19 protein-coding genes and 1 pseudogene are annotated in these 24,168 nt (G+C 73.1%); 8 read left to right on the top strand and 12 right to left on the bottom strand.

Annotation, left to right across the window (positions count from 1 at the left end; genetic code table 11):
• Positions 1-7 precede the first annotated feature (7 nt).
• Together M2157_RS40150 and M2157_RS40155 are read right to left on the bottom strand one after the other, a co-directional pair.
• Entirely contained in the window at positions 8-2,395 is a 2,388-nt protein-coding gene (locus M2157_RS40150) for a hypothetical protein (protein WP_280867600.1), read from the bottom strand.
• Positions 2,396-2,564: 169 nt separating this feature from the next.
• Positions 2,565-2,963: a hypothetical protein gene (locus M2157_RS40155; protein WP_280856249.1), complete on the bottom strand. Its 399-nt coding sequence runs from the start codon at positions 2,961-2,963 to the stop codon at positions 2,565-2,567.
• A gap of 256 nt (positions 2,964-3,219) precedes the next feature.
• Between M2157_RS40155 and M2157_RS40160 the strand changes: the two genes are divergently transcribed.
• Positions 3,220-4,383 (top strand): exonuclease SbcCD subunit D, encoded by a 1,164-nt coding sequence (locus M2157_RS40160; RefSeq protein ID WP_280856248.1) that lies wholly within the window; start codon positions 3,220-3,222, stop codon positions 4,381-4,383.
• The gene (locus M2157_RS40165) at positions 4,380-7,373 is read left to right on the top strand and encodes an SMC family ATPase (protein WP_280867601.1); all 2,994 of its coding nucleotides are present in this window, start codon (positions 4,380-4,382) and stop codon (positions 7,371-7,373) included. Before M2157_RS40160 ends, M2157_RS40165 begins: the two co-directional genes overlap by 4 nt.
• A gap of 2 nt (positions 7,374-7,375) precedes the next feature.
• Here M2157_RS40165 and M2157_RS40170 read toward each other — a convergent pair whose 3' ends face one another.
• On the bottom strand, positions 7,376-7,822 hold the full coding sequence (locus M2157_RS40170; protein WP_280856246.1) for an Lrp/AsnC family transcriptional regulator: 447 nt from the start codon (positions 7,820-7,822) through the stop codon (positions 7,376-7,378).
• Positions 7,823-7,916: 94 nt separating this feature from the next.
• Between M2157_RS40170 and M2157_RS40175 the strand changes: the two genes are divergently transcribed.
• On the top strand, positions 7,917-8,402 hold the full coding sequence (locus M2157_RS40175; RefSeq protein WP_280856245.1) for a rhodanese-like domain-containing protein: 486 nt from the start codon (positions 7,917-7,919) through the stop codon (positions 8,400-8,402).
• 70 nt (positions 8,403-8,472) lie between these two features.
• Positions 8,473-8,988, top strand: coding sequence for an immunity 21 family protein (locus tag M2157_RS40180; protein WP_280856244.1), 516 nt, complete (start codon positions 8,473-8,475; stop codon positions 8,986-8,988).
• Between the two features lie 93 nt (positions 8,989-9,081).
• Here the strand turns inward: M2157_RS40180 and M2157_RS40185 are convergent, their stop codons facing one another.
• Positions 9,082-10,773 carry a DUF885 domain-containing protein gene (locus M2157_RS40185; protein WP_280867602.1) on the bottom strand — a complete coding sequence of 564 codons (1,692 nt, stop codon included), beginning with the start codon at positions 10,771-10,773 and terminating at the stop codon, positions 9,082-9,084.
• 33 nt (positions 10,774-10,806) lie between these two features.
• Positions 10,807-11,301, bottom strand: coding sequence for an Lrp/AsnC family transcriptional regulator (locus M2157_RS40190; protein WP_057610572.1), 495 nt, complete (start codon positions 11,299-11,301; stop codon positions 10,807-10,809).
• Positions 11,302-11,361: 60 nt separating this feature from the next.
• On the opposite strand from M2157_RS40190, the gene M2157_RS40195 reads away from it, so the two are divergent.
• Positions 11,362-12,540 (top strand): PLP-dependent transferase, encoded by a 1,179-nt coding sequence (locus tag M2157_RS40195; RefSeq protein WP_280856241.1) that lies wholly within the window; start codon positions 11,362-11,364, stop codon positions 12,538-12,540.
• Here the strand turns inward: M2157_RS40195 and M2157_RS40200 are convergent.
• The 3 genes from M2157_RS40200 to M2157_RS40210 form a co-directional block, all read right to left on the bottom strand.
• Positions 12,518-13,912, bottom strand: coding sequence for a GNAT family N-acetyltransferase (locus tag M2157_RS40200; protein ID WP_280867603.1), 1,395 nt, complete (start codon positions 13,910-13,912; stop codon positions 12,518-12,520). The genes M2157_RS40195 and M2157_RS40200 overlap by 23 nt on opposite strands.
• A 167-nt stretch (positions 13,913-14,079) precedes the next feature.
• Positions 14,080-15,666 (bottom strand): alkaline phosphatase D family protein, encoded by a 1,587-nt coding sequence (locus tag M2157_RS40205; RefSeq protein ID WP_280856239.1) that lies wholly within the window; start codon positions 15,664-15,666, stop codon positions 14,080-14,082.
• Positions 15,667-15,799: 133 nt separating this feature from the next.
• Complete coding sequence (locus M2157_RS40210) at positions 15,800-17,257, bottom strand: PLP-dependent aminotransferase family protein (protein ID WP_280856238.1); 1,458 nt, start codon at positions 17,255-17,257, stop codon at positions 15,800-15,802.
• A gap of 47 nt (positions 17,258-17,304) precedes the next feature.
• Between M2157_RS40210 and M2157_RS40215 the strand changes: the two are divergent.
• Positions 17,305-18,138, top strand: a pseudogene (locus M2157_RS40215) (EamA family transporter); the annotation flags it as partial.
• 45 nt (positions 18,139-18,183) lie between these two features.
• On the opposite strand, the gene M2157_RS40220 reads toward M2157_RS40215, so the two are convergent.
• Positions 18,184-19,014 (bottom strand): alpha/beta fold hydrolase, encoded by an 831-nt coding sequence (locus tag M2157_RS40220; RefSeq protein WP_280856237.1) that lies wholly within the window; start codon positions 19,012-19,014, stop codon positions 18,184-18,186.
• A 166-nt stretch (positions 19,015-19,180) separates the two neighbouring features.
• Here M2157_RS40220 and M2157_RS40225 point away from each other — a divergent pair, with 166 nt between their 5' ends.
• Together M2157_RS40225 and M2157_RS40230 are read left to right on the top strand one after the other, a co-directional pair.
• Positions 19,181-20,065 (top strand): RNA polymerase sigma-70 factor, encoded by an 885-nt coding sequence (locus M2157_RS40225; RefSeq protein WP_280867604.1) that lies wholly within the window; start codon positions 19,181-19,183, stop codon positions 20,063-20,065.
• Between the two features lie 122 nt (positions 20,066-20,187).
• Complete coding sequence (locus tag M2157_RS40230) at positions 20,188-20,952, top strand: GntR family transcriptional regulator (RefSeq protein ID WP_280856234.1); 765 nt, start codon at positions 20,188-20,190, stop codon at positions 20,950-20,952.
• A gap of 76 nt (positions 20,953-21,028) precedes the next feature.
• Here M2157_RS40230 and M2157_RS40235 read toward each other — a convergent pair whose 3' ends face one another.
• The 3 genes from M2157_RS40235 to M2157_RS40245 all read right to left on the bottom strand — a co-directional run bounded on the left by M2157_RS40235 (position 21,029) and on the right by M2157_RS40245 (position 24,118).
• Positions 21,029-22,186: an ROK family transcriptional regulator gene (locus tag M2157_RS40235; protein WP_280867605.1), complete on the bottom strand. Its 1,158-nt coding sequence runs from the start codon at positions 22,184-22,186 to the stop codon at positions 21,029-21,031.
• 85 nt (positions 22,187-22,271) lie between these two features.
• Entirely contained in the window at positions 22,272-22,934 is a 663-nt protein-coding gene (locus M2157_RS40240; protein ID WP_062046925.1) for a response regulator transcription factor, read from the bottom strand.
• Positions 22,935-22,948: 14 nt separating this feature from the next.
• Positions 22,949-24,118 carry a histidine kinase gene (locus M2157_RS40245; protein ID WP_280867606.1) on the bottom strand — a complete coding sequence of 390 codons (1,170 nt, stop codon included), beginning with the start codon at positions 24,116-24,118 and terminating at the stop codon, positions 22,949-22,951.
• Between the last annotated feature and the right edge of the window lie 50 nt (positions 24,119-24,168).

Consider the following 24,168-nt stretch of genomic DNA (forward strand, 5'->3'; position numbering starts at 1 on the left):
GTGCGGTTCACCGCGCGCGCTCGAGCGTGCGGAGCAGCCGGCCGGCGCCGGCCGACGGCTTCTCGCGGTCGCGCGCCCATCTCTCCAGCCACCACGTCAGCCGTTCGCGGTGCCGTCCGGGCCGGCGTGCGACGGCCACCAGCAGCGTGCCGATGGCGTCGAGGGAGCCGGGGCTCTTGTCGGCGTAGTCGTCGATCCATTCGTGCAGCGCTTCCAGCGCCGAGTCCTGCACGGGCTTGCGCGCCAGGGCGCGTGCCCACAGCTCCGTGAGCCGGTCGCGATGCAGCGGCAGTTCGCTCAGGAGCACGGGTACGCCCGGCACGCGCGCGTGGCCGCGTGCGTCGGCGGAGTCGAGGACCGGCTCCTGGTACGGCTGGGACACCGCGAACACGAACGCCGACAGCGCCTTGACGACCATCGGGGACAGGTCCTGCGGCTCGGACCACTCCAGGTAGGCGTCGAGCACCGCCCTGGTCCGCCCCTGGTGGACGAGATGGACCCCGCCCCACGCCACCGACGGCAGCGTGCCCCAGTCGTCCTCCCGGTCCAGCGCGCTGCGCAGCACGGCCACGGCCTTGTCGGGCGCCGTACGGCCGAGCAGTCCGCCCACCGCGTTCGCCGCCGTGCCGGCCAGGCGGCGCTGGTAGGCGGAGGCGTCGCCCCCCGCCCACTGGTGCAGCAGCTCCCACACCGGCTCCGCCGTCTCCGGACGGCTGCCCGCCACGCCGAGCGCGGTGGCGGCGGCCTGCCGCAGCGGCCACGACGTGCTGCCGGCCCACGCGGTCAGGAAGCGGTGCACGGCATAGTGCGGATCGGCCAGCGCCAGCACCCCGGCCGCGACCGAGGCCCGGGCGCGCACCTCCAGGTCACGGTGGCTCAACAGGCGGCGCAACCAGTCGAGTACGGCGTCCCGGCGGCCGTCGAGGAGGTTCCAGGCGTAGGCGAGGATGACCTGGCCCAGCAGTACGTTGCGGAAGCGGACCCGGGGCGCGCCGAAGCCGCCCTCCGCCGGTACGTCGAGCCGGATCCACTGCTGCTCGTAGCCGAGCCGGTCCCCGAAGCGCAGGTCGGGCGGGGCTAGTTCGGGCTCGGTGAGAGCGGCGCGAAGCTTCACCGCGGCGTCCGCGACGGTGAGATAGCCGCACTCCTCGAGGACGGCCGCGGCAAGTGCGAAGGCCACCGCGTCCGGCGCGCGGTAGCGGTTGAACCACGCGCGCACCTGCTCGCTGGGATCCCGCAGCTGGGCCACCGCGGCCGCCACGTCGCCGTCCGCGCGGATCACCGAGGCCAGCCGGGCCGCGTTGCGGGCCGCGGGCTGTTCCCGCAGTGCCGTCGCGGTCCCGGTGCGCTCCAGCAGCGCGTGCAGGTCGGCGTACGCGTCCGGGCTGCCGCCGTGGCCCAGGACCCGGCGTTCGACGACGGCCAGCGGGTCGACGGGGGCGAGGGGATGCCGGGCCACCTGGTCGCCGCCGGGTCCGGTGGCGAGGACCTCCAGGTCGTGTCCGCCGGTCAGTACGAGGTAGCAGCCGGAGGCACGCAGGGTGGCGACGACCGCGGCCCACTGGGCCGTCCCGTGCGAGTGCCCGCTGAGAAGGGCGGACGTGAACTTCTCGACCACGGGCGACCCGTCGTCGAGTGCCGCGACATAGCCCGAGTGCTTCACCGGCGGTTCCCAGCCGGCCTCCAGGACGGCCGCGGGCGTCAGCAGCCGCCGGCAGCCCGCCCCCTCGCCGCCCATGGCGAGGGCCTCCTCGAGCAGGTTCACGGCCACGGCCTCCCGGCCGCTGCCCGGCGCTCCGGTGAGCACCAGCACCCGCCGCTCGCACAGGGCGTCCAGCGCCTCGCCGTAGTCCTCGGGCGCGACGAACAGCTCGGTGTGATCGGTGATCTCGGCCGCGTCCATGGTCAGCACGGAGACCCCGCCGGGCCGCGCCCCGCCGGTACGGGCGCCGCCGGTGTGGAAACCACCGCCGAAGCTGACGGTCTCGTTGAACAGCGCGAGGGTGCCGATACGGGTGCCGGAGGCGTCGGCGTTCAGCCGCCGGGCGATCTCGTCGGCGAGCGCACCCGCGCGCAGTGCCTCGGTCCGCTCGGCGTCGGCGTGTCCGCCGCCCTCCACCAGGGACCGCAGGGCGTCCTTCTCGCTGACCGGTCCGTCGTGCTGCTCGGCGTCCGTGCGCGGCTCGGGCTCGGCCGCCCTGTCGTCCTTCTTCGGCTCGGCCGCGCCCTTGTCGTCACCGGAGTCCCGGCCGGCCTCCCCGGCATCCGCCTTCTCGCGACGGGGGTCCCTGCCGGCTCCGGACGGCTCCCGGGAGCCGTGCCTGGCGCTTTCCTCCCTGCGCTCCGCGGCCCGGGTTCCGGCCCGCGAGCTGTCGGATGAGGTGTCCTCGCTCATGGTGTTTCTTCGGCTTTCGGCTGGTCGCTGCTGGGCTCGTTCGACGCGCCCGCCGGGCACGGCCGCGGCGCGGTACGCGCGCGGACGCGCGGGAGGACGGACGGGGCAGAGGAGGCCACCGGAAAGGGCATGACGGCAGGGGCCGATGCGCCCCGCTGGGCCTCATGCGTTACGACGTCGTCCAGTCGCCCTGTACTTCGACCTTGCCGTTGAACACCTGGGCGTTCTTGATCAACGCGGCGCTGATCTGCGCGCCGGACCGGCCCTGGGCTGCGACGGCCTCGTCGACCAGCCGACGGATCTCCGTCTCGAACCCGGAGTCGAGCAGCATGTGCGCGGCGAGCTGACGCTCCAGTTCCTGCTGTGCGTTCTCGTCGTCCGGGGAGCCGGTGACGCGGTCGAGCGCGCCTTCGGCGTCCGCGTTGCCCCGGAACCGCGCGCGGATCCGATCCATCAGGCGCGCACCGCCGGCCCAGCCGGACCTGCCCGCCTCCTGCCCCGCCGTCTCCAGCGCTCCCTTCACCACGAGAGCCACACCCGCAGCCGCGACGGCCGTCACCGGATCCATTGCATATCCCCCGAATTTCCGCTGAACAGGCATGTCAATGTAGGGGAGCGGCGAGGGGCCGGTGGTGCTTCTTTTCACATTGGCCGAAAGTGGCTGAACCCTCTCCCGGTCCGGCACGCGAAGCCCGTTCCGCCAAGGGTTTGCCCAGGCGGGCGAGTTGGCCTGAATGCGGTGGGCGGGTACAAAGAGCGCGGTGGCGGACGATTACGGGAGTAACCGCCCGTGATGTCAGACCCGGCCGTTAGTCTCGGGGATCATGAGGCTGCTGCACACTTCCGACTGGCATCTCGGCCGGGCGTTCCACCGGGTCAACATGCTCGGGGCCCAGGCCGAGTTCATCGGTCACCTCGTCTCGACCGTGCGGGAGCACGGGGTGGACGCGGTGGTCGTGTCGGGGGACGTGTACGACCGGGCGGTGCCGCCGCTCGCCGCGGTCGAGTTGTTCGACGCCGCCCTGCACCGGCTCGCCGACCTCGGTGTGCCGACGGTGATGATCTCCGGGAATCACGACTCCGCCCGCCGCCTGGGTGTCGGCGCGGGACTGATCGGACGCGCCGGCATCCATCTGCGGACCGAACCGGCGGCGTGCGGGACTCCCGTGGTCCTCCCCGATGTCCATGGTGACGTGGCCTTCTACGGGCTGCCGTATCTCGAACCCGCCCTGGTGAAGGACGAGTTCGGCGTGGAGAAGGCGGGCCACGAGGCGGTGCTCGCCGCCGCCATGGACCGCGTCCGCGCCGACCTCGCGACGCGCGCGCGGGGGACGCGGTCCGTCGTCCTCGCCCATGCCTTCGTCACCGGCGGCGAGGCCAGCGACAGCGAGCGGGACATCACCGTCGGTGGGGTGGCCGCCGTGCCCGCCGGGGTCTTCGACGGGGTCGACTACGCGGCCCTCGGGCATCTGCACGGCAGCCAGACCATCACCGAGCGCGTGCGCTACTCCGGCTCCCCGCTGCCGTACTCCTTCTCGGAGAGCGACCACCGCAAGAGCATGTGGCTGGTCGACCTGGACGCGGAGGGCGCGGTCACCGCCGAGCGCGTCGACTGCCCGGTGCCGCGGGCGCTGGCCCGGATCCGGGGGACGCTGGAGGAGCTCCTCGCCGACCCGCGGCTCGTGCCTCAGGAGGAGGCCTGGGTCGAGGCGACCCTCACCGACCCGGTCCGCCCGGCGGAACCCATGGCCCGGCTCTGTGAGCGCTTCCCGCACACGCTCAGCCTCGTGTTCGACCCCGAGCGGACCCCGGACGACCCCGATGTGTCGTACGCCCGGCGGCTGGCCGGACGCAGCGACCAGGAGATCGCCGAGGACTTCGTGGCACATGTGCGCGGCGCCGGTCCCGACGAGCGTGAACAGACCGTGCTTCGGGACGCGTTCGACGCCGTGCGCACGGACGAGGCCGTGCGGGAGGTGGCGCGGTGAGGCTGCACCGGCTGGACATCACGGCCTTCGGGCCGTTCGGCGGCTCCCAGACGGTCGACTTCGACGAGCTGTCGGCCGCGGGGCTGTTCCTGCTGCACGGGCCGACGGGGGCGGGCAAGACGTCGGTGCTGGACGCCGTGTGCTACGCGCTGTACGGCGCCGTTCCGGGGGCCCGGCAGAGCGGACAGGGCATGACTCTGCGAAGCGATCACGCCGCTTCGAGCAGCCGCACGGAGATCCGCCTCGAACTCACCGTCGCCGGGCGCCGGTTGGAGATCACCCGGCAACCGCCCTGGGAGCGGCCGAAGAAGCGCGGATCCGGTACGACGCTCGACAAGGCGCAGAGCTGGCTGCGCGAGTACGACGGGGCCGCCGGGGCGTGGAAGGACCTGAGCCGGTCCCACCAGGAGATCGGTGAGGAGATCACCCAGCTGCTCGGCATGAGCCGCGAGCAGTTCTGCCAGGTCGTGCTGTTGCCCCAGGGCGACTTCGCGCGTTTCCTGCGGGCCGACGCCGAAGCGCGCGGCAAGCTGCTGGGACGGCTCTTCGACACCCATCGGTTCGCCGAGGTCGAGAAGCGGCTGGCCGAGCGGCGCCGTGCCGCCGAGGCGCAGGTGCGTGAGGGGGATGCCGCACTGCTGGCCGACGCGCACCGCATGCAGCAGGCGGCCGGTGACGCCATGGAGCTGCCCGAGCTGGCGCCCGGCGAGCCGGGGCTGGCCGAGGCCGTCCTGAGCGCGGCGGCCGTGGCCCGCAGCACCGCCCGTGAGCAGCTGACGATCTCGCATTGCGGACTCGGTGCCGCGGAGTCCGCCCAGGCCGCCGCCGAGCGCGCCCTGGCCGACGTACGCGAAGTCGACCGGCTGCAACGCCGTTTCGCCCAGGCGCGAGAGCGGGCCGCGCTGCTCGAAGAGCGCGCCGACGGCTACCACCAGGCGCAGGCCAGGATGGAGCGGTCCCGCAAGGCGGAGGCGGTGGCGCCCGCGCTGGAGCTGCGGGAAGAGGCAGAGGCGGAACACCGCCGGGCTGCCGTCGCCGAGGCACGCGCGCGTGGGCTGCTGCCGGACACTTTCGCGGGGGCGGGCGCCGCCGGACTCGCCGCCGCCGCACGCCGCGCGGCCGAGGAGCTGGGCGGACTGGACTCGTCCCGGCGCGCCGAACAGCGCCTGGCCGAACTCGTCGCGGAACGCGCCGACCTGGACCGCCAGGAGCGCTCCGACGAGGAGGTTCTCCAGGAGGCCGAGGCATGGCTGGCCGGATGGGAGGAGGCCCGCGCGGGTCTTCTGCACAGCGTTGAGTCCGCCCAGGAGGCGGCCACCCGCGCCGAACAGCTGGACGTGCAGCGGGAGCCCGCCCGCAAGCGGCTCGCCGCCGCACGCCAGCGCGACCAGTTCGCCCGGGACACCGACGACGCCCAGCAGCAGGTCATCGACGCGACGGACCGCGCGCTCAAGGCCCGCGCCGACTGGCTGGACGTCAAGGAGCAGCGGCTGAACGGCATCGCCGCCGAGCTGGCCGCACAGCTCACCGCCGGCGAGCCCTGCGCGGTCTGCGGCGCCACCGAGCACCCCGCCCCCGCTCGCAAGGACGCCGGACACGTCGACCGGGAGACCGAGGAGCGCGCTCTCGCCACCTCGCAGCACGCCGACGAACAGCGTGCCGAGGTCGAGCGCCGGCTCGCCTTCGTCCAGCGGGCCCTGGCTGCCGCCCAGGGTGAGGCCGGCGACACCTCCACCGAGGAACTCGCTGTCCAGGCGGACGAGTTGGAGCACGAGTACGCCCGGGCCCGCACCGCCGCCTCGGCACTGCACACCGCGACGGAACAGCTGCGGCAGGCCGAGCGGGAGCGCGAACAGCGGCTGTCGGCCCAGCAGGACGCCGCCGTGCGCACCGCATCCCGCGGCGCCCGCAGGGACGCCCTGGACCGGGAACGCACCACCCTGGAAGCGGAGTTGACCGAAGCGCGCGGCGCCGCCGACAGCGTGGCCGCCCGCGCCGCCCAGCTGGAGCGGCAGGCCGCACTGCTCACCGACGCCGCCGACACCGCGCGCGTCGCCGAGGACACCGCCCAGCGGCTCAAGGACGCCGACGCCCGGCTCGCCGACGCCGCCTTCCGGGCCGGCTTCGACACCCCGCAGGCCGCGGCCGCCGCCCTCCTCGACGAGACGGCCCACCGCGACCTGCAGCACCGGCTGGACGCCTGGCAGGCCGAGGAGGCCGCCGTACGCGCCGTACTCGCCGAGACCGACACCGCCGACGCCGCCCGGCAGCCGCCCGCCGACGTGGCGCGGGCGGAGCGGGCCGCCGCCGACGCGGGCCGCCGGGTCCGCGAGGCCGCCTCAGCGCTCGACGCGGCCGCCCGGCGCTGCGCCGAACTCGACCGGCTCTCCGCCCGCTCGGCCACCGGCCTCAGGCGGCTGGCGCCGCTGCGCGAGGAGTACGACCGGGTGGCCCGGCTGTCCGCGCTCGCCGCGGGCACCTCCGCGGACAACGAACGCAAGATGCGACTGGAGGCCTATGTGCTCGCGGCCCGCCTGGAGCAGGTGGCGGCCGCCGCGACCGCGCGCCTGCAGCGCATGTCCTCCGGCCGCTACACCCTCGTCCACTCCGACGACCGCACCGGACGCGGCCGCAGCGGACTGGGACTGCACGTCGTCGACGCCTGGACCGGACGCGAGCGGGACACCGCGACCCTGTCGGGCGGAGAGACCTTCTTCGCGTCCCTCGCACTGGCCCTGGGCCTCGCGGACGTCGTCACCGACGAGGCCGGCGGGGTCCGGCTCGACACCCTCTTCATCGACGAGGGCTTCGGCAGCCTCGACGACCAGACCCTGGACGAGGTCCTCGACGTCCTGGACTCACTGCGGGAACGCGACCGCAGCGTGGGCATCGTGAGCCATGTGGCCGACCTGCGCCGGCGGATCCACGCTCAGCTGGAGGTCGTGAAGGGGCGCTCGGGGTCGGTGCTGAAGCAGCGGGGCGGCGGCTGAGGTCAGCGTCCCAGGGGCCGCCGGGGGAGCGGGGAGGAGTAGACGACGCTCGTGGTCACCGAGCCCAGCGTGCCGATCTTGCCCGACACCTCCTCCAGATGACGCATCGATCGGGCGGCCACCTTGATGACGAAGCAGTCGTCGCCGGTCACGTGGTGCGCCTCCAGGATCTCGGGCGTCACGGCGACCAGGTCGTGAAAGGGCTTGTAGTTGCCGTTGGGGTACCGCAGGCGGACGAACGCCAGGATCGGCAGGCCCAGCCGGTCGGGGTCGACGACCGCGGCGTACCCCTGGATGACCCCCGCCTCCTCCAGACGCCGCACCCGCTCGGTGACCGCGCTCGCGGACATCGACACGGCACGGGCGAGCTCGGTGAAACTGGCCCGGCCCTCCCGCTGGAGGACGTCGAGGATGCGCCAGTCGGTGGCGTCCGGGGAATACGTGGTCATGCCCGAGGAATACCAGGGGAATCCCCGGCCTAGCAAGGCGCACGCCGTGGAATCTCCCTTCAGGTAGTCGATCGCCAACCGTAGATTTCTGGCCATGACGACAACCGACTCGCTCACCCTGAACCCCGTCCTGCGCGTCGCCCCCGCCGCCCCGGCCGAGGCCGCCGCCCACTTCCGGGCCGCCCTCGCCTTCCACGCCGACGTGTCCGACGTCGCCGCCGCGCTCGCCGCCGACGGCGACCCGGGCTTCGTCGTCCTCGACTCCCGCTCCACCGCCGCCTGGGACCAGGGCCACATCCCGGGTGCGCTCCACCTGCCCACCGCCCTCGTCCCCGAGCAGGCCGCACAACTTCTCGACAGGTCCGTGCCCGTCGTGACGTACTGCTGGGGCCCGGGCTGCAACGGCGCCACCCGCGCCGCGCTCGCCCTCGCCGAACTCGGCTACCAGGTCAAGGAGATGCTCGGCGGCTTCGAGTACTGGGTGCGCGAGGGCTTCGAGTTCGAGACCTGGGAGGGCCGGGAGCGGCGCGCGGCCGACTCGTTGACCGCCCCGGCCGGCTCGGAGGACTGCGGTTGCTGAGCCTGGGGATTCCGGTGGGCTTCCTGTGCAGGTGCAACCCTGAGGTTCCTGTGCGTGTAGGTTCTGGCGCATGGTGCGATACGCGGAGCCGGGCGCGGTGGAGTGGGTGGAGTCGGGCGGCGGCCCGCTGATAGCGGTGCCGGAGACGGTGCTGCCGTTCTGGGCGGGCGCCGACGGCGACGAGACGGCCTCCGACTACGACCGGGCCTGTGAAGTGGACGGCTGCGTGGGCCTGTTGCCGGTCGGCGACGCCGCCGCCCTGGTCCTCGGGGACGAGCCCGCCTCGACCTCCTACCTCCCTGACCACGACACTTTCGTACGGTGGTGCGCCGCCGACTCCGAGGACGAACTCCTCGCCGAAGTCCCCGCCGCCCTCGCCACGGCCGTCTGGGAGGACGAGGTGAACTGGTCGGTACCCGGCCCGGTCGTCCTCTTCGACGCGGCCTGGCCCGGCAACGACTGCGTGAACACCGATCACTTGAAGGTCTCGCTCGCTCCCGGCCGGTACGCGGTACGCGCGGCCAACGTACGGCCCGGGCCGGAGACCTGGCTGGGTCTCGTCCAGCTGCGCCGGCTCCCGGACTGAGCGTCCTTCACGTGCGCGACGCCGGCGTGTGAACCGCTACGGCCGGTGGCCGACTCGGACCATGGGTCCGAGTCGGCCACCTGATCCCGAGCGTCAGAGCCGCGCCAGTTCGTCCACCAGGTCGTCCAGGCCCAGAGAGCCCTGCGACAGCGCCGCCATGTGCCAGGCCTTCAGGTCGAAGGCGTCGCCGTGCCGTTCGCGGGCCTTCTCCCTGCCCAGCAGCCAGGCCCGCTCGCCCAGCTTGTAGCCGATCGCCTGGCCGGGGATGGTGAGATAACGGGTCAGCTCGCTCTCCACGAAGTCCGCCGGACGGCTGCTGTGCGCACCGAAGAACTCCTGCGCCAGCTCGGGGGTCCAGCGCTCACCCGGGTGGAAGGGGGAGCCCGCCGGGATCTCCAGTTCCAGATGCATGCCGATGTCGACGATGACGCGGGCGGCCCGCATCATCTGCGCGTCGAGATAGCCGAGCCGCTGCTCCGGGTCCGTGAGGAAGCCCAGTTCGTCCATCAGCCGCTCCGCGTACAGGGCCCAGCCCTCGGCGTTGGCGCTGACCCCGCCCACCGCCGCCTGGTAGCGGGAGAGGTTCTCCGCGACATGGGCCCACTGGGCGAGCTGGAGGTGATGGCCGGGGACGCCCTCGTGGTACCAGGTGGAGACGAGGTCGTAGACCGGGAAACGGGTCTGGCCCATGGTCGGCAGCCAGGTGCGGCCGGGACGCGAGAAGTCCTCCGACGGGGGCGTGTAGTACGGCGCCGCCGCACCACCGGGCGGAGCGATGCAGGACTCCACCTTCCGCACCCGCTCGGCGAGTTCGAAGTGGGTGCCGTCGAGCGAGTCGATCGCCTGGTCCATCAGGCCCTGGAGCCAGTCGCGGACCTCGTCGACTCCCTCGATGTGCTTGCCGTGCTCGTCGAGGTGGGCGAGCGCCACCCAGGGCGTCCCGGCGCCGGGCAGGATCTTCTCCGCCTCCCGCTTCATCTCGGCGAGCAGCCGGTGGTACTCGGACCAGCCGTACGCGTACGCCTCGTCCAGATCGAGGTCCGTGCCGTTGAAGTAGCGCGCCCAGCGGGCGTACCGCTCCCGGCCCACCGTGTTCGAGGCGCCCTCGATCGTCGGCGCGTACACCTCCCGCATCCAGTCGCGCAACTCCACCACGGAGGCGGTCGCGGCGCGGGCGGCCTCGTCCAGCTCCGCCCGCAGCGCCTCGGGGCCCGCCGAGACGAAGTCCTCGAACCAGCCACGGCCGTTGCCATCGGTGTCCGCCCACTCGGTGAGCTGCTCGACGAAGGTGGCGGTCGGACGCGGCGCCGCGTACAGCTTGCGCTCCAGACCGAGCGCGAGGGACTCGCGGTAGCCCGCGTACGCCGTCGGTACCGACCGCAGCCGCTCCGCGATCGCCGCCCAGTCCTCCTCCGTCTCCGTCGGGGTGACGGAGAAGACCTCGCGGATCGAGTGGGCGGGCGTGGCCATGTTGCCGACCGCGCGCAGACCCTCGTCGGCCTCGTGCACGGCGAGTTCGGCCGTCAGGCGCTCCCGCAGCAGCCGGCCGCACCGGCGCTCGATGTCAGTGTCCGCGCCGGGCTGCCGCTCGGCCTCGTCGAGCTTCGCGAGCGTGGCCCGCTGAAGCTCCGCGAGCGCCTCCTGGCCCGCCGGCGAGGTATCGGGAAGCTTGCTCGAACTCTCCTTCACACCCAGATAGGTGCCGGTGATCGGATCGAGGGCGATGAGCTCGTCGACGTAGGCGTCGGCGACCTGACGGGGCAGCGGGCTCTGAATCTCAGACATGCGGTCCATCCTCATACGGAGACCTCGCGGGAGTCACCCCGATTCCGCTGTCGGCGTGGCAGGCGGCAGGAGGGGTCCGCACTCCCACTGCTGGAAGATCAACCGGGTCTCCACCCTGGCCACCTCACGCCGGGACGTGAACTCGTCCAGCACCAGCCGCTGCAGATCCGTCATGTCCGCCACGGCCACATGCACGAGATAGTCGTCGGGGCCGGTCAGGTGGAAGACGGTCCGCGACTCGGGCAGCGCCCTGATGCGCTCCACGAACGGTCCCACCAGCTCCCGCCGATGCGGCCTGACCTGCACCGACAGCAGCGCCTCGAGGCCCCGGCCGAGCTTTCCCGGATCCAGCCGCAGCTGATGACCGAGGATGACGCCCGAGCGGCGGAGCCGGGTCACCCGGTCCAGACAGGTCGACGGCGCGACACCGACCTGCGCGGCGAGGTCGCGGTAGGTGGTCCGGGCGTCGTTCTGCAACAGCCGCAGCAGATGCAGGTCCACCGGGTCCAGTACGACAGATTCGGCCATCGGCCGAACGTAGCACGGGGTGCGGCACGAGAACGCCGGTCGGTGTTCACCCTTGCGGGCATGGACTCAGCGCGCACCGCCACCGCCTCCCGTACGCCGCTCAGAGCACTGGCCACCGAGGCCGTCCACGCCGGCCGCGACGACCTCGCCCGGCAGGGACTGCACGCCCCGCCCATCGACCTGTCGACGACCTACCCGTCCTACGACAGCCGCGGCGAGGCGGCCCGCATCGACGCCTTCGCGGCGACCGGCGCCGAGCCGGACGGCCCGCCCGTCTACGGACGCCTCGGCAACCCCACCGTCGCCCGCTTCGAGACCGCCCTGGCCCGGCTGGAGAAGACCGAGGCCGCGGTCGCCTTCGCCAGCGGCATGGCCGCGCTCACGGCCGTCCTTCTCGTACGGGGTTCCCTGGGCCTGCGCCACGTCGTCGCCGTACGCCCTCTGTACGGCTGCAGTGACCACCTCCTGACCGCGGGACTCCTCGGCACGGAGGTCACCTGGACCGACCCGGCGGGGGTCGCCGACGCCCTGCGCCCGGACACGGGCCTGGTCCTGGTCGAGTCCCCGGCCAACCCCACCCTCGCCGAGATCGACCTGCGGGCCCTGGCCCACTCCTGCGGCTCCGTGCCCCTCCTCGCGGACAACACCTTCGCCACGCCGGTGCTCCAGCGCCCCGCGGAACAAGGCGCCCGCCTGGTGCTGCACAGCGCCACCAAGTACCTCGGCGGCCACGGGGACGTGATGGCGGGCGTGGTGGCCTGCGACGAGGAGTTCGCCGGGCACCTGCGCCAGGTCCGCTTCGCGACGGGCGGCGTCCTGCACCCCCTCGCCGGCTACCTGCTGCTGCGAGGGCTGGCGACGCTTCCCGTACGGGTGCGGGCGGCCTCCGCGAACGCCGCCGAACTCGCCCACCGCCTGGCAGCCGACCCCCGCGTCACCAAAGTCCACTACCCGCGCATCGGCGGCGCGATGATCGCCTTCGAGGTCGACGGCGACCCGCACGGGGTGATCGAGCGGGTCCGCCTGATCACCCCGGCGGTGAGCCTGGGCAGCGTGGACACCCTCATCCAGCACCCGGCGTCGATCAGCCACCGCATCGTGGACGCGCAGGACCGCAGGGGCGCGGGCGTGAGTGACCGACTGCTCCGTCTGTCGGTGGGCCTGGAGGACGTGGAGGACCTGTGGACGGATCTGGACACAGCACTGGAGCGTCCGGTCAGGGGCGCGGGCCTGTATTGACCTGTGGCTCCGCGGCTCCCATGGCGGGCTCCGGCTCTCCCTGCGGAGCGATACGCGCGGTGATCACCAGGGTCCCCTCCTCGATCTGGTAGTCGAGGGGGAGCCCCAGCCCGCGCATCGCGGCGACCATCCCCGTGTTGGAGGACTGGGTCACGGCGTACACACTCTCGCACCCGGCCTCGACAGCCAGCGCCACCAGCCGCTCCAGCAGCTCCGCGCCGATCCCACGCCGCTGCCACGCGTCCTCGACGAGCAGCGCCACCTCGGTCTCGTCGCCGTCCCACAGCAGATGCCCGAGCCCCACGATCCGCCCAGACGCCGTCTGCACGGCGAGGGTGCGGCCGAACCGCGGACTGAGCAGGTGGTTGAGATAGCGGTCGGCGTCACCGACGGGCCCGTGGTAGCGCATGGTCAACGTCCGCGGCGAGCACCGCTCGTGCATCGCCACCGCGGCTTCCAGGTCCCCGGTGTCGGCACGGCGCACGGTGATGTCGTGGCCTTCCGGCAGCGTCAGTACGTCCTGGCTGCGCGGCACCCGCGGACCCAGCCGGGCGTCCAGCTCGACCAGAGCCCGGGCCCGGGCGAACTCCGTCGGCGTGAACGGCAGATACGGCCGCTCCACGGTGATCACTCCGCCTTCCGGCGCCCGCAACCGCATCACGGTGTCCTCCAGAACTCCTTCCACGGGCACGCTCTCCGAGCCGCGACCGCCTCCCACCGCAACGGCCGGCAAGGACCGGATCGTGCACCGGCCCAGCAACTGCCGCAACGCCAGCGGCAGTTCCGCCGCGTCCAGCGCGGTCCGGGTGGCCAGGCCCAGCACCCGGGTCGGGGCGTCCACCAGATCGTGCGTGTCGGCCCGCTCGATCCAGGTGTCGGCGCCGCCGGCCAGTGCGACCGCCCGGGTGATCTCGGAGCCCTCCAGCGCACCGGGGGCACGCAGCAGGAACTCGTCGACCGTGCCTTCGGCCAGCGGGTGGGTCTGCAGGCTGAGGATGTCGACCCGGTGCGCGGCGAGAGCCGTGCAGAGGGCGGCCAGCGAGCCCGGTGCGTCCTTCACCGTGGTGCGCATCCGCCACAGCGTGCTCTCCGCGGCCACGGGGTCCGAGGTGCGCGACGGCTGCTCCGACGGCCCGGCCTGCTCCCCCAGGGGCAGCGGCCGGGTGCCGGTATCACCCGTCGGGGGCGCGTGACCGTGGCGGCGTGCCCACCATGTGTGGAATCCGGCCGTGGCGGCCAGGGTCACCGCCGAGATCACCAGCAGCGCGGAACCGTCGGGGCCGTGCCCGATCAGGTTCGCGACGGTGTCGGCCACCGCGACGGCCGTGAACAGGGCCGCGAGTTCGATCACGTCGCGCCGCCAGTGGTGCACGGGGCGACCGTGTTTTGCACGGGTCACGTCAGTCATGTCTCGAGTCATGCAGCCACTGTGGAGGAACGGTGTTGCGTGATCACGAACGCATTGTGACTGATCGGTAAAGCGTGGTTCTGCGCTTTTTGTACCTTTTTCAACTGTTCGGTCTTGAGCGACGTCGGCGGTTACTGGCCCACCTGGCCCGGCTGGAGCACCTGCGTGAACAGCACCGTGCCGTCCTGCTCGCGCAGACGTACCGTCAGCTCACCGCTGTGGCCGTCGATGTCGACCTCGCCGAAGAACTGGTAGCCGCCCGCGGGGGAGACGTTGGCGGCGGTCGGCGCCTTCACGAACACCCGCTCCGGGCCGAAGGTGCCGTCGAGCGCGCTGGCCGGGAAGGCTCCCGCGTTCAGCGGACCCGAGACGAACTCCCAGAACGGCTCGAAGTCGGTGAACGCGGCCCGCGACGGCTGGTAGTGCTGGGCCGAGGTGTGGTGGACGTCGGCGGTCAGCCACACCGTGCCGGTGATCCGCCGGTGCTTGATGTACCGCAGCAGCTCGGCGATCTGCAGCTCGCGTCCGAGCGGGGCACCCGGGTCGCCCTGCGCCACCGCCTCGATGTTCGCCTTGCCTTCCGTGGTGTCGGGCACGACCAGGCCGAGCGGCATGTCGGAGGCGATCACCTTCCACACCGCCCTCGAGCGCGACAGCTCCCGCTTGAGCCACTCCAGCTGCTCCCGGCCGAGGATGCCCTGCGGGTCCACAGTTTGGTCGTCGGGCGAGTTGGCGTTGCGATACGTCCGCATGTCCAGCACGAACACGTCGAGCAGCGGACCCTGGCGCAGCACCCGGTACACCCGGCCGTCCCGGGCCCCCGGCCGCAGCGTGGAGATCGGGAAGTACTCGCTGAACGCGCGCCGGGCCCGGCCCGCGAGGACGTCGACGCTCTTCTCGGTGTAGCGGGCGTCGGAGTCGAGGATCGTCTGGCCCGGGTACCAGTTGTTGCGCACCTCGTGGTCGTCCCACTGGATGACGGACGGCACCTGGGCGTTGAAGGCCCGGAGGTTGTGGTCGAGCAGGTTGTAGCGGAAGTTGCCGCGGAACTCGGCCAGGGTCTCGGCGACCTTGGACTTCTCCTCGGTGGTGATGTTCCGCCAGGTGCTGCCGTCGGGCAGGGCGGCGGTCGCCGAGATCGGGCCGTCGGCGTAGATGTTGTCGCCGCTGCACAGGAAGAAGTCCGGGTCGAGCTTGGCCATCGCCCGGTAGATCGTGTAGCCGCCGAAGTCCGGGTTGATGCCCCAGCCCTGCCCGGCAAGGTCGCCGGACCACAGGAACCGCAGCCCGTCACGGCGCTTGTGGGACACCGTGCGGAAGGTGCCGGCGACCGGCTCGCCGGTGCGGCGCGGGTCGTTGGGGTCGGCCAGCAGCACGCGGTAGTGGATCTGCTCGCCCGGCGGCAGGCCGCGCAGCCGGGTCGTACCGGTGAAGTCGGTGTCCGCGCCGAGCAGCGGGCCGTGCCATCTGCGGGGGTTGCGGAACGACTCGGTCGCCGACGTCTCCACGATCATCCGGGCCGGACGGTCGGAACGCACCCACACCAGGCCGGAGTCGGAGGTCACGTCTCCCGTCTGCACCCCCCAGCCCGCCCCGGGGCGCCCGGAGAGGGCGAAGGCCGGTGCGGCTCCGGACACCGCGGGCAGGGTGAGGGCGGCCGACGCGGCCAGGGAGCCGCGCAGAACGCTGCGGCGGCCGGGGAACGGACGGTGTGACATGGATGCGCCTCCAAGGACGGGATTCCGGCCGGTGTGCGATGCCAGAACTACTGGGACACCGCAGCGCACACGCAAACCCCAAGTGAACAACTGGCCGCGGGAACAAGGGAACCCGTGTGCGAAATGGCCCGGGTCAGTCGCGCGCGGCCTCGGCCATCAGGCGTACGCCGTCCCGGATCCGCGTCTCGGGCAGGTGCGCGTAGCCGAGGACCAGGCGCACACCCCGCTTCTCGTCGGGCTCGGCACGCGCGTGTGCGTAGTCCGTCAGCGGGCGGACGGTCACACCGGCCGCCGCCAGGCGCGCGAGGAACCTCTCCTGGGGGCCGTACCGGGGCGGCAGCGTGGCGATGACGTGCAGCCCGGCGGCGATGCCGGACACCTCCGTGCCGGGGAGGTGCTCGTCCAGCGCGGCGACCAGCGCGTCGCGCCGCTCCCGGTAGGCGCGCTGGCAGCGGCGCAGTTGGCGGTCGTAGTCGCCGCGCTCCACGAACCGGGCGAACAGCGCCTGGTCGATCGTGGGATGACCGAGGTCCATGGTCCGCTTCCGCTCGACCACCTCGTCGGCCATCGCTTCCGGCACCAGCAGCCAGCCCAGCCGCAGACCGGGAGCGAGGGACTTGCTGACCGATCCCGCGTAGGCCACACGATCCGGGTCGAGCCCCTGGAGCGCGCCGACGGGGGCCCGGTCGTAGCGGAAGTCGCCGTCGTAGTCGTCCTCCAGGACGAAGCCGTCGACCGAACGTGCCCAGTCGAGCAGTTCCGCACGGCGCCGCGCGGAGTAGGCGATGCCGGTGGGGAACTGGTGGGAGGGCGTCGTCACCAGGGCCCGCACGCCCGAGTCGTACAGGTGGCCGAGGGAGATTCCGTCCTCGTCCAGCGGTACGGGAACGGTGGCGACGCCCGCCGCCGCGTACAGGTCGTCGTGCTGCGGGCTCCCGGGATCCTCCACGCCGACCGTCGGCAACCCGCGCGCGTGGAGCGCGAATCCGAGCAGCGTCGTCGCCTGCGCCACGCCGGAGACGACCACGAGCCGCTCCGGATCCGCGACCACGCCCCGGCGGCGGGCCAGCAGCTCGGCCAGGGCGGCGCGCAGCCGGGGCAGCCCGCGCGGGTCGGGATAACCGAGGTCCTGGTGCGGCAGTTCCGCCAGCACACCGCGGTGTGCCGTGGCCCAGGCGGTGCGGGGGAACAACGACAGGTCGGGCGTCCCGGCCACGAAGTCGGCGCGGCTGCCCGGAGTGCGCGGGGCCAGGTCACGCGCGCGTGGGTGGGCGGCCCGCACGGCACCGCCGACCCAGGTGCCCGCACCCCGGCCGCTGCGCAGATAGCCCTCCGCCGTCAGCTGCTCGTACGCCTCGGTGACCAGCCCACGGGACACCCCGAGGTCGGCCGCCAGATCCCGGCTCGACGGCAGCCGCGTCCCCGGCACGAGCCGTCCGGACCGCACCGCCTCCCGCAGTGCCGCCTGCAGGGAACGGCCACGCGTGCGTGCCGGCGCGGAGACGGCGGGCAGGAGCAGCTCCCAGGCGGGCGACCCGGCGGATTCCGATACGGTCGGCCGTCCCTGCGGATTGGTCCGCGATGACGTCATGGGAATGGACCTTAAACCGGACCGCCGCCCTTCCTAGCGTCACTCCCATGAACACCACCACGCGCGGTTCCCTGCTCGCCGCGTTCGCCTGCGTCCTCGTCGGAGCGTCCTTCACCGCCAACAGCCTGCTCGGCGACTACCCGTACGCGGGCGGCCAGTTCCTGCGCTACGGTCTTGCCGCGCTGTTGCTCGTTCCGCCGGCCGCGAGGGGCGCCGCGTCACGGTTGCGGGCACTCGGGCCCCGTCAATGGGCTCGGCTCGCGCTTCTCGCCGCCGTGGGCATGGTCGGCTTCAACCTCGCCGTGATCGCCGCCGAACGCACCGCGGAACCGGCCGTCCCGGGCGTCTTCGTGGGCTGCGCGCCCGTGCTGGTGGCCGTTCTCGTGCCGCTGCTCGACGGACGCCGACCCCGGCGCCGCGTCCTGCGGGGCGCGTCGCTCGTCGCCCTGGGCGCCTTCGCCGTGCAGGGCTGGGGCCGTACGGACGGCGCGGGCATCGCCTTCTCCGTGTGCGCGCTGGCCGGTGAGGTCGGCTTCGCGGTGCTCGCCGTACCCGTGCTGCGGCCCCTGGGGCCACGGCTGTTGTCCGCCTCCGTCTGCGCGGTCGCCGCCGTCGAGGCCGCGGTGGCCGGACTGCTCCTGGACGGCACCGCGTGGCTGCGCCGCCCCGACACCGCCGAGGCCGCCGCGCTGCTGTGGCAGGCGGCGGTCGTCACCGTCGTCGGGTTCGTGTGCTGGTACATGGGCATGCAGCGGATCGGCGCGGAGCGCGCCACGCTGTTCTCCGGGCTCATCCCGGTCGCGGCCGCCTTCACCGCGCCCCTTGTCGGAACGGGCTCCTACGGCGCCGCCCAGGCCGTCGGCAGCGCTCTGGTAGGCACCGGAGTCGCCCTCGGATCAGGCGCGTTGAGCCGACGGCGGACGGACTCAGCGGCTGCCGTCGAGGATGACGCGCGCGACCAGAGCGGGGTCGTCGTTCATCGGGCAGTGGCCGCAGCCGGGCAGCCGCACGAGACGGGCCCGGGGAATGATCTGCTTGGCCCGCACCCCCTGCCGGCGCACGAGCAGCATGTCCCTGGTGCCCCAGGCCACCGTGACCGGAAGCCCCGGGACGTCGTCGCCGAACTGGACGGCGGTACCGGCCCGCAGGGTCGCGTCGAACCCCGTGGCCCGCGCCAGGGCGAGCGTCTCGGCGACCACGGCCTCGGGTGAACGCAGGCCCGGGCGCGCATAGATGGTGCTCGTGAGCACCGTGCGGCCGGCCGCGCTGCGCGACAGCTGCTCGACCATCGGCAGCGGCAGCCGCCGCGAGATGTGCCGCATCGCGAGCAGCACCCCGAACGCGTAGCGCCGTTCGGCCCGCGACCAGAACCCGGCGGGGGACAGCGCGGTGACGGACCGTACGAGCTGCTCGCGGCCCAGTTCCAGGGCCAGCAGACCGCCGAGGGAGTTGCCCGCCACGTGCGGGCGGTCCAGCTCCAGGGCCTCGCAGAACGCCCCGAACACGGATGTCGTGGTGGTCAGGTCGTACGACAGCCCCTCGGGCAGCCCCGGCGACGCGCCGAACCCCGGCAGGTCCACGGCGATCACGTCGCGCTCGGTCGCCAGGATGTCCACCACCGGGTCCCAGGCCTGCCGGTGGTGACCTATGCCGTGCAGCAGGAGCAGCGGCTCACCGCGGCCCACGCGCGCGTAGGAGACGGTCACGGGCTGCGGCCCGGCGGCGGAGGGGACTTTGAAGGAGACGGTGGTGGACATGAGGGCTCCTTGACGGCGGCTCACGGGCTGAGGCGGGCACACGGCGGACGCGCTGTAGACAGCTTGTCAGCAATTGCTACTGGCGGGTAGACCCTCGGATCCCTCGGGGCCCGCCGCTCGCCGATATCGCCTGGACACGAACCGGTGTCTGGGTTGGGATGAACCCGTGGCCACTGACACCGAGACCGATGTCTTCGAAGAACACCGTCCCGTCCTCATGGGCGTCGCCTACCGCATGCTCGGACGCGTCACCGACGCCGAGGACGTGGTGCAGGAAGCCTGGCTGCGCTGGTCGGCGGCCGACCGGAGCGAGGTGCGCGAACCGCGCGCCTACCTGGTCCGCGTCACCACGCGCCTGGCGATCGACCGGCTGCGCCAGGTCAAGGCGCGCGGCGAGACGTATGTGGGCCCCTGGCTGCCCGAGCCGTACGAGACCGACTTCGGGGACACCGTGCCCGACACCGCCGAGCAGGCCGTCCTCGCCGACTCGGTCTCCCTCGCGGTCCTGGTCGTCATGGAGTCGCTGTCACCGCTGGAGCGGGCGGTGTTCGTCCTCAGGGAGGCCTTCGGCTACCCGTACGCCGACATCGCCGCCATGCTCGACCGCGGCGAACCCGCCGTACGGCAGCTCGCGGGGCGGGCCCGCAGGCACGTCGAGGAACGGCGGCCGCGCTACGAGGTCGACCCGGCCCGGCGCCGCGATCTGACGGAGCGTTTCCTCGCCGCCGCGGGCGGGGGCGACCTGGACGGGCTGATGTCGCTGCTCGCCCCGGACGTCCGGCTCGTCGGGGACAGCGGAGGCAAGACCAAGGCGCCGCTGCGGGTCCTGGAGTCGGCCGATCACGTGGGCCGCTTCCTCGTCGGCATCGCCGAACGGGGCGTCACGGACATCACATGGCGCTTCCTGGAGCTCAACGGCGGACCGGCGGTGCTCGTCCTGTCGGCCGGAAAGCCCGACTCCGTCTTCCAGCTGGACATCCTGGACGGCCGCATCCAGTCCGTCTACATCATCCGCAACCCCGACAAGCTGCGCGCCCTGTCTGCTGCCTGAGGGATCGAGGATTGGTCTTGACCAAGGGTGGGGGCCGCCCTATGGTCGCAGAGAAGTGCAACAACCTTTAATAAACAAGGGCGCTAAAACGCCGCGGGACCACGGCGATTGCGGAGGACAGGGTGGGGACCACCACGCAGCTCGAAACGGTGCCGGAACCGAAGTACTGGCATCTCAAGACCGTGCTCAGTGAGGCACTGGACTCCGAATTCTCCGTGGGCGAGATCCTGCCGAACGAGCGCGATCTCGCCGCCCGTTTCGGCGTCGCCCGCGCCACGCTCCGCCAGGCTCTGGAGCAGCTGGAACTGGAAGGCAGGCTGCAGCGCCGCCGCGGTGTCGGTACGACCGTCGCACCGCCGCGCGTGGGCGTGGCCGTCGGCACCGAGCAGCACGCCTGGCCGGGTGCGGCCGGAGACGACTGGCAGACCGTCGACTGCGCCGCCGCGGTGCCGCCCGCGGCCGTCGCGGACGCCCTCGGGACCGACCGCGAGCAGCCGGTGCACACCGTGCGCCGCTCCCGTATGACCCACGGTCAGCCCGTCGCCGCCGAGCTGCTGTACATCCCCGAGGCGTCGGTGCCGGAGCTCTCCGCCATAGACACGCCGTCCGGGGCGGCACGCGCGCGTGCCGTGCTGCGCGAACTGCAGCGTCTGGAGCTGGAGAGCCGGGAGAACGCCGTCGAACTCGGCTCGGCCCGCGCGGACGACGCGAAGGAGCTGGACCGCCTGCCCGGAGCCCCGGTCCTCGTCGTCACCACCCGCTACCTGGCGGGGGGCCGCACCGCGGCCGTCTCGGTGGCCACCTACCGTGCGGACACCTGCCGGCTGACCTTCGGGGACTCCGGCGCGGTGGAGATCCACGAGGGCCCGGAACGCCGGGCCTCCTGAGCACTGCGGCGGTGCCCCGGACCTCGGTCCTGGGCACCGCCGCTTGTCGTCGGCCCGCCGTACGGGACCGGACGGCTCACCGCCGCGCCGTGACCGTGCCCTCCACCGCGAACAGCTGCTCCTCCACGTGGTCGAGAGCCAGTCGCAGCGCGCCCGTCGCCACGGCCGCCTCGCCCAGGAGCGACAGGGTGACCTTCGGCGGCCGCAGACAGTAGCGGTCCAACTCGCGCCGCAGCGGCTCCAGTACGCCGTCCAGGCCGGCCGCCCAGCCGCCGACCACGACGAGTTCCGGGTCGAGGGCCAGGACGAGCGCCGCCACGTCGTGGACGAGCCGCTGGATGAACCGGTCCACGGCCGCCCGGGCCCGCTGGTCGCCCTCACGGGCCTGTGCGAACACCGCGGCGACCGCCTGCTCGTCGAGCGGGTGCAAGGGCTCGTCCGTGGTCGACAGCAGCGTCTCGGGGGTGACCTCGCGGCCCAGCAGATGCAACGCGCCGATCTCCCCGGCCGCCCCGCCGTACCCACGGTGCAACCGCCCGCCGATCAGCGAACCGGCCCCCGGGCTCAGCCCGGCCAGCACGAACACCACGTCGTCGGACTCGGTGGCGGAGCCCTTCCAGTGCTCGGCGACCGCGGCCGCGTTGGCGTCGTTCTCCACCAGTACCGGGCACTTGAAGGAACGGCTCAGCCGCTCGCCGAGCTGCAGCCCCGTCCACTCGGGCAGCGCCGCGCACAGCCGTATGGTCCCGTCCGCCTCCACGATCCCCGGCGAGGCGACCCCCACGGCCCACAGCGAGTCGCGCGCGACCCCGGCCCGGCGCAGCAGTTCGGCGACAGCGGTGCGCAGCCGTTCCAGACGTTCGTCGGCGGACGCCGCCTCGTCGACGTCCTTGGCCACGGCGCCGAGCACCCGGCCGTCCAGGTCGGACAGGAGCGCGGCGACCCGGTGGGGCCCGATGTCCAGGCCCAGCAGGTGTCCGGCCTCGGCCCGGAACCGGAACCGCCGCGCGGGCCGCCCCTGCCGACGGGCGACGCTCTCGTCCGCCGCCTTCTCGACCACCAGGCCGCTCTCGATGAGCCCCTCGACGACCCCCTCGACCGTCGGCCGGGACAGGCCCGTCACCCGGGTGATCTCGGTCAGCGTCGCGCAGTCCGTGGCGCGCAGCGCGTGCAGCACCACCGCGGAATTGATTCTTCGCAGGAGCGAGGGATCCCCACCGGTCAGTCGCCCCAACGTCCGTCCTCCCAGCTCGCGCGCGTGTGGGGCGGATGGTACAGGTCGCTCCGCCACCCTGCCGCCCTGCCGGCCGATTCACCTTTCACCCCGGCGCCACGAACCCCGACTCGTACGCCGCGATCACCGCCTGCGTTCGGTCCCGCGCCCCCAGCTTCGCCAGGACGGCGCTGACGTGCGACTTCACGGTCTCCGTGCCGACGATCAACCGCGCGGCGATCTCCGCGTTGGACAGACCGCGCGCCATCAGCCGCAGCACCTCGGCCTCCCGCTCGGTCAGCTGGGCCCGCTCCATCGCGGCCCGCGCAGCACGGTTGCCGCCCTCCTCGCCGTACTGGGCGGCCAGCTGCCGTACCGAGGCCGGGAACAGCAGGGACTCACCCTCGGCGACCAGCCGCACCGCGTGCACGATCTCGGCCGGCCGGGCCCGCTTCAGCAGAAACCCGTCGGCACCGGCCCGCAGCGCCTCGTACACGTACTCGTCGTTCTCGAACGTCGTCACCACGAGGATCTTCGGCGGCTCCTCGACCGTCCGCAGCACCGCGCGCGTGGCCTCGATGCCGTCCAGCAGAGGCATCCGTACGTCCATGGCGACCACGTCGGGCCGCAGCTGCCGCACGAGGGGGATCACCGCCGCCCCGTCGGCCGCCTCGCCGACGACCTCGATGTCGGGCTGCGCCTCGAGCACCGCCCGCAGACCGGCGCGTACGAGGGGCTCGTCGTCGACGAGGAGAACGGTGACCGGCATCCCGTCAGCGTAGATCAGCGGAGCGGCAGCTCGGCATGCACCTGCCAGTCACCCCGGTCGGGCCCGGTCTGCGCGCGGCCGCCGAGCAGGGCCGCCCGCTCGCGTATCCCGCGCAGCCCGCTGCCCCGACCGGGGCCGGGTATGTCGGCCGTCAGCGGATTGCGGACCTCTAGGGCGAGGGCCTCGTCCGTGACCTCGATACGGATCCGGACCGGGACGGCCCCCGCGTGCCGCAGCACATTGGTGAGCGACTCCTGGAGGATCCGGTAGCCCTCCCGGGAGACCGGCCCGGGCACGGTGTCCACCGGGCCGGTCAGCTCGGCGTCCACCTTGGCGCCGGACGCGCGCGCGGACTCCAGGAGCCGGTCGGCGTCCGTCAGCGTCGGGCGGCCGCTCACCGGCCGGTCGGACTCGCGCAGGATGCCGAGGACGCGCTCCAAGTCCTCCAGCGCGGCCCGGCCGGTCTCCTCGATGGCGTCCAGGGCACGCTCCGTGAAGGCCGGATCGCCGGCCGCCCGCGCGGCGCCCGCCTGGACGACGGCGACGGTCAGGGCGTGCCCGATGGAGTCGTGCAGCTCGCGCGCGATACGGGTGCGCTCCAGGAGCTGCTCGGTGCGCTCCTCCATGGCGGCCAGGCGCTCGGCGGGGGAGGGGCCGAGCAGCCGCAGCGCGAGCGCGGTGATCAGACTGCCCGAGCCGACCACCGTCCCCGCCAGCGCGGCCAGCGACAGCGGCGCGAGCAGGACGTGCCACCACCGGTGGCCGTCGAGGAGGATCAGCACGCCCTCGTCGACGTCATGGCCGAAGGCCGACGCCACCAGGTCCACCGAGCTGATGAGCAGTTGCATGCTGAGCATCGCCGTCGCGTAGCCGAGCAGCAGACGCGCCTCCAGCCACACGACCAGCCGTCCCCGGTCGCTCCAGGACGCCGACGGCGCGACGACGATGTCGCTGCTCTCGCTGTTGTGCCGGTGCCCTGTCAGCAGCAGCCTCGCCTGCAGCCCCTCCACGGTGCGCATCGCGGGCACCAGCCCTGCGGGCGCGAGCGTCACGGCCGCCACCAGCCAGGTCCACCACGCTTCCTCGACGAACATCCACATGGCCGGCCACACGACGGCGATGAACAGATGCAGCCATCGGGTGTACGTCACCGCCCGGCCGAACGGGCGCAGCAAGCGGACCATTTGGTCATCGTGCCAGCCGCCACCGACAACGGGCCTCCCCCGCACGGGGG

Origin of the sequence: Streptomyces sp. SAI-127, from assembly GCF_029894425.1 — a bacterium.
In the GTDB taxonomy this organism is placed as follows: Bacteria; Actinomycetota; Actinomycetes; order Streptomycetales; family Streptomycetaceae; genus Streptomyces.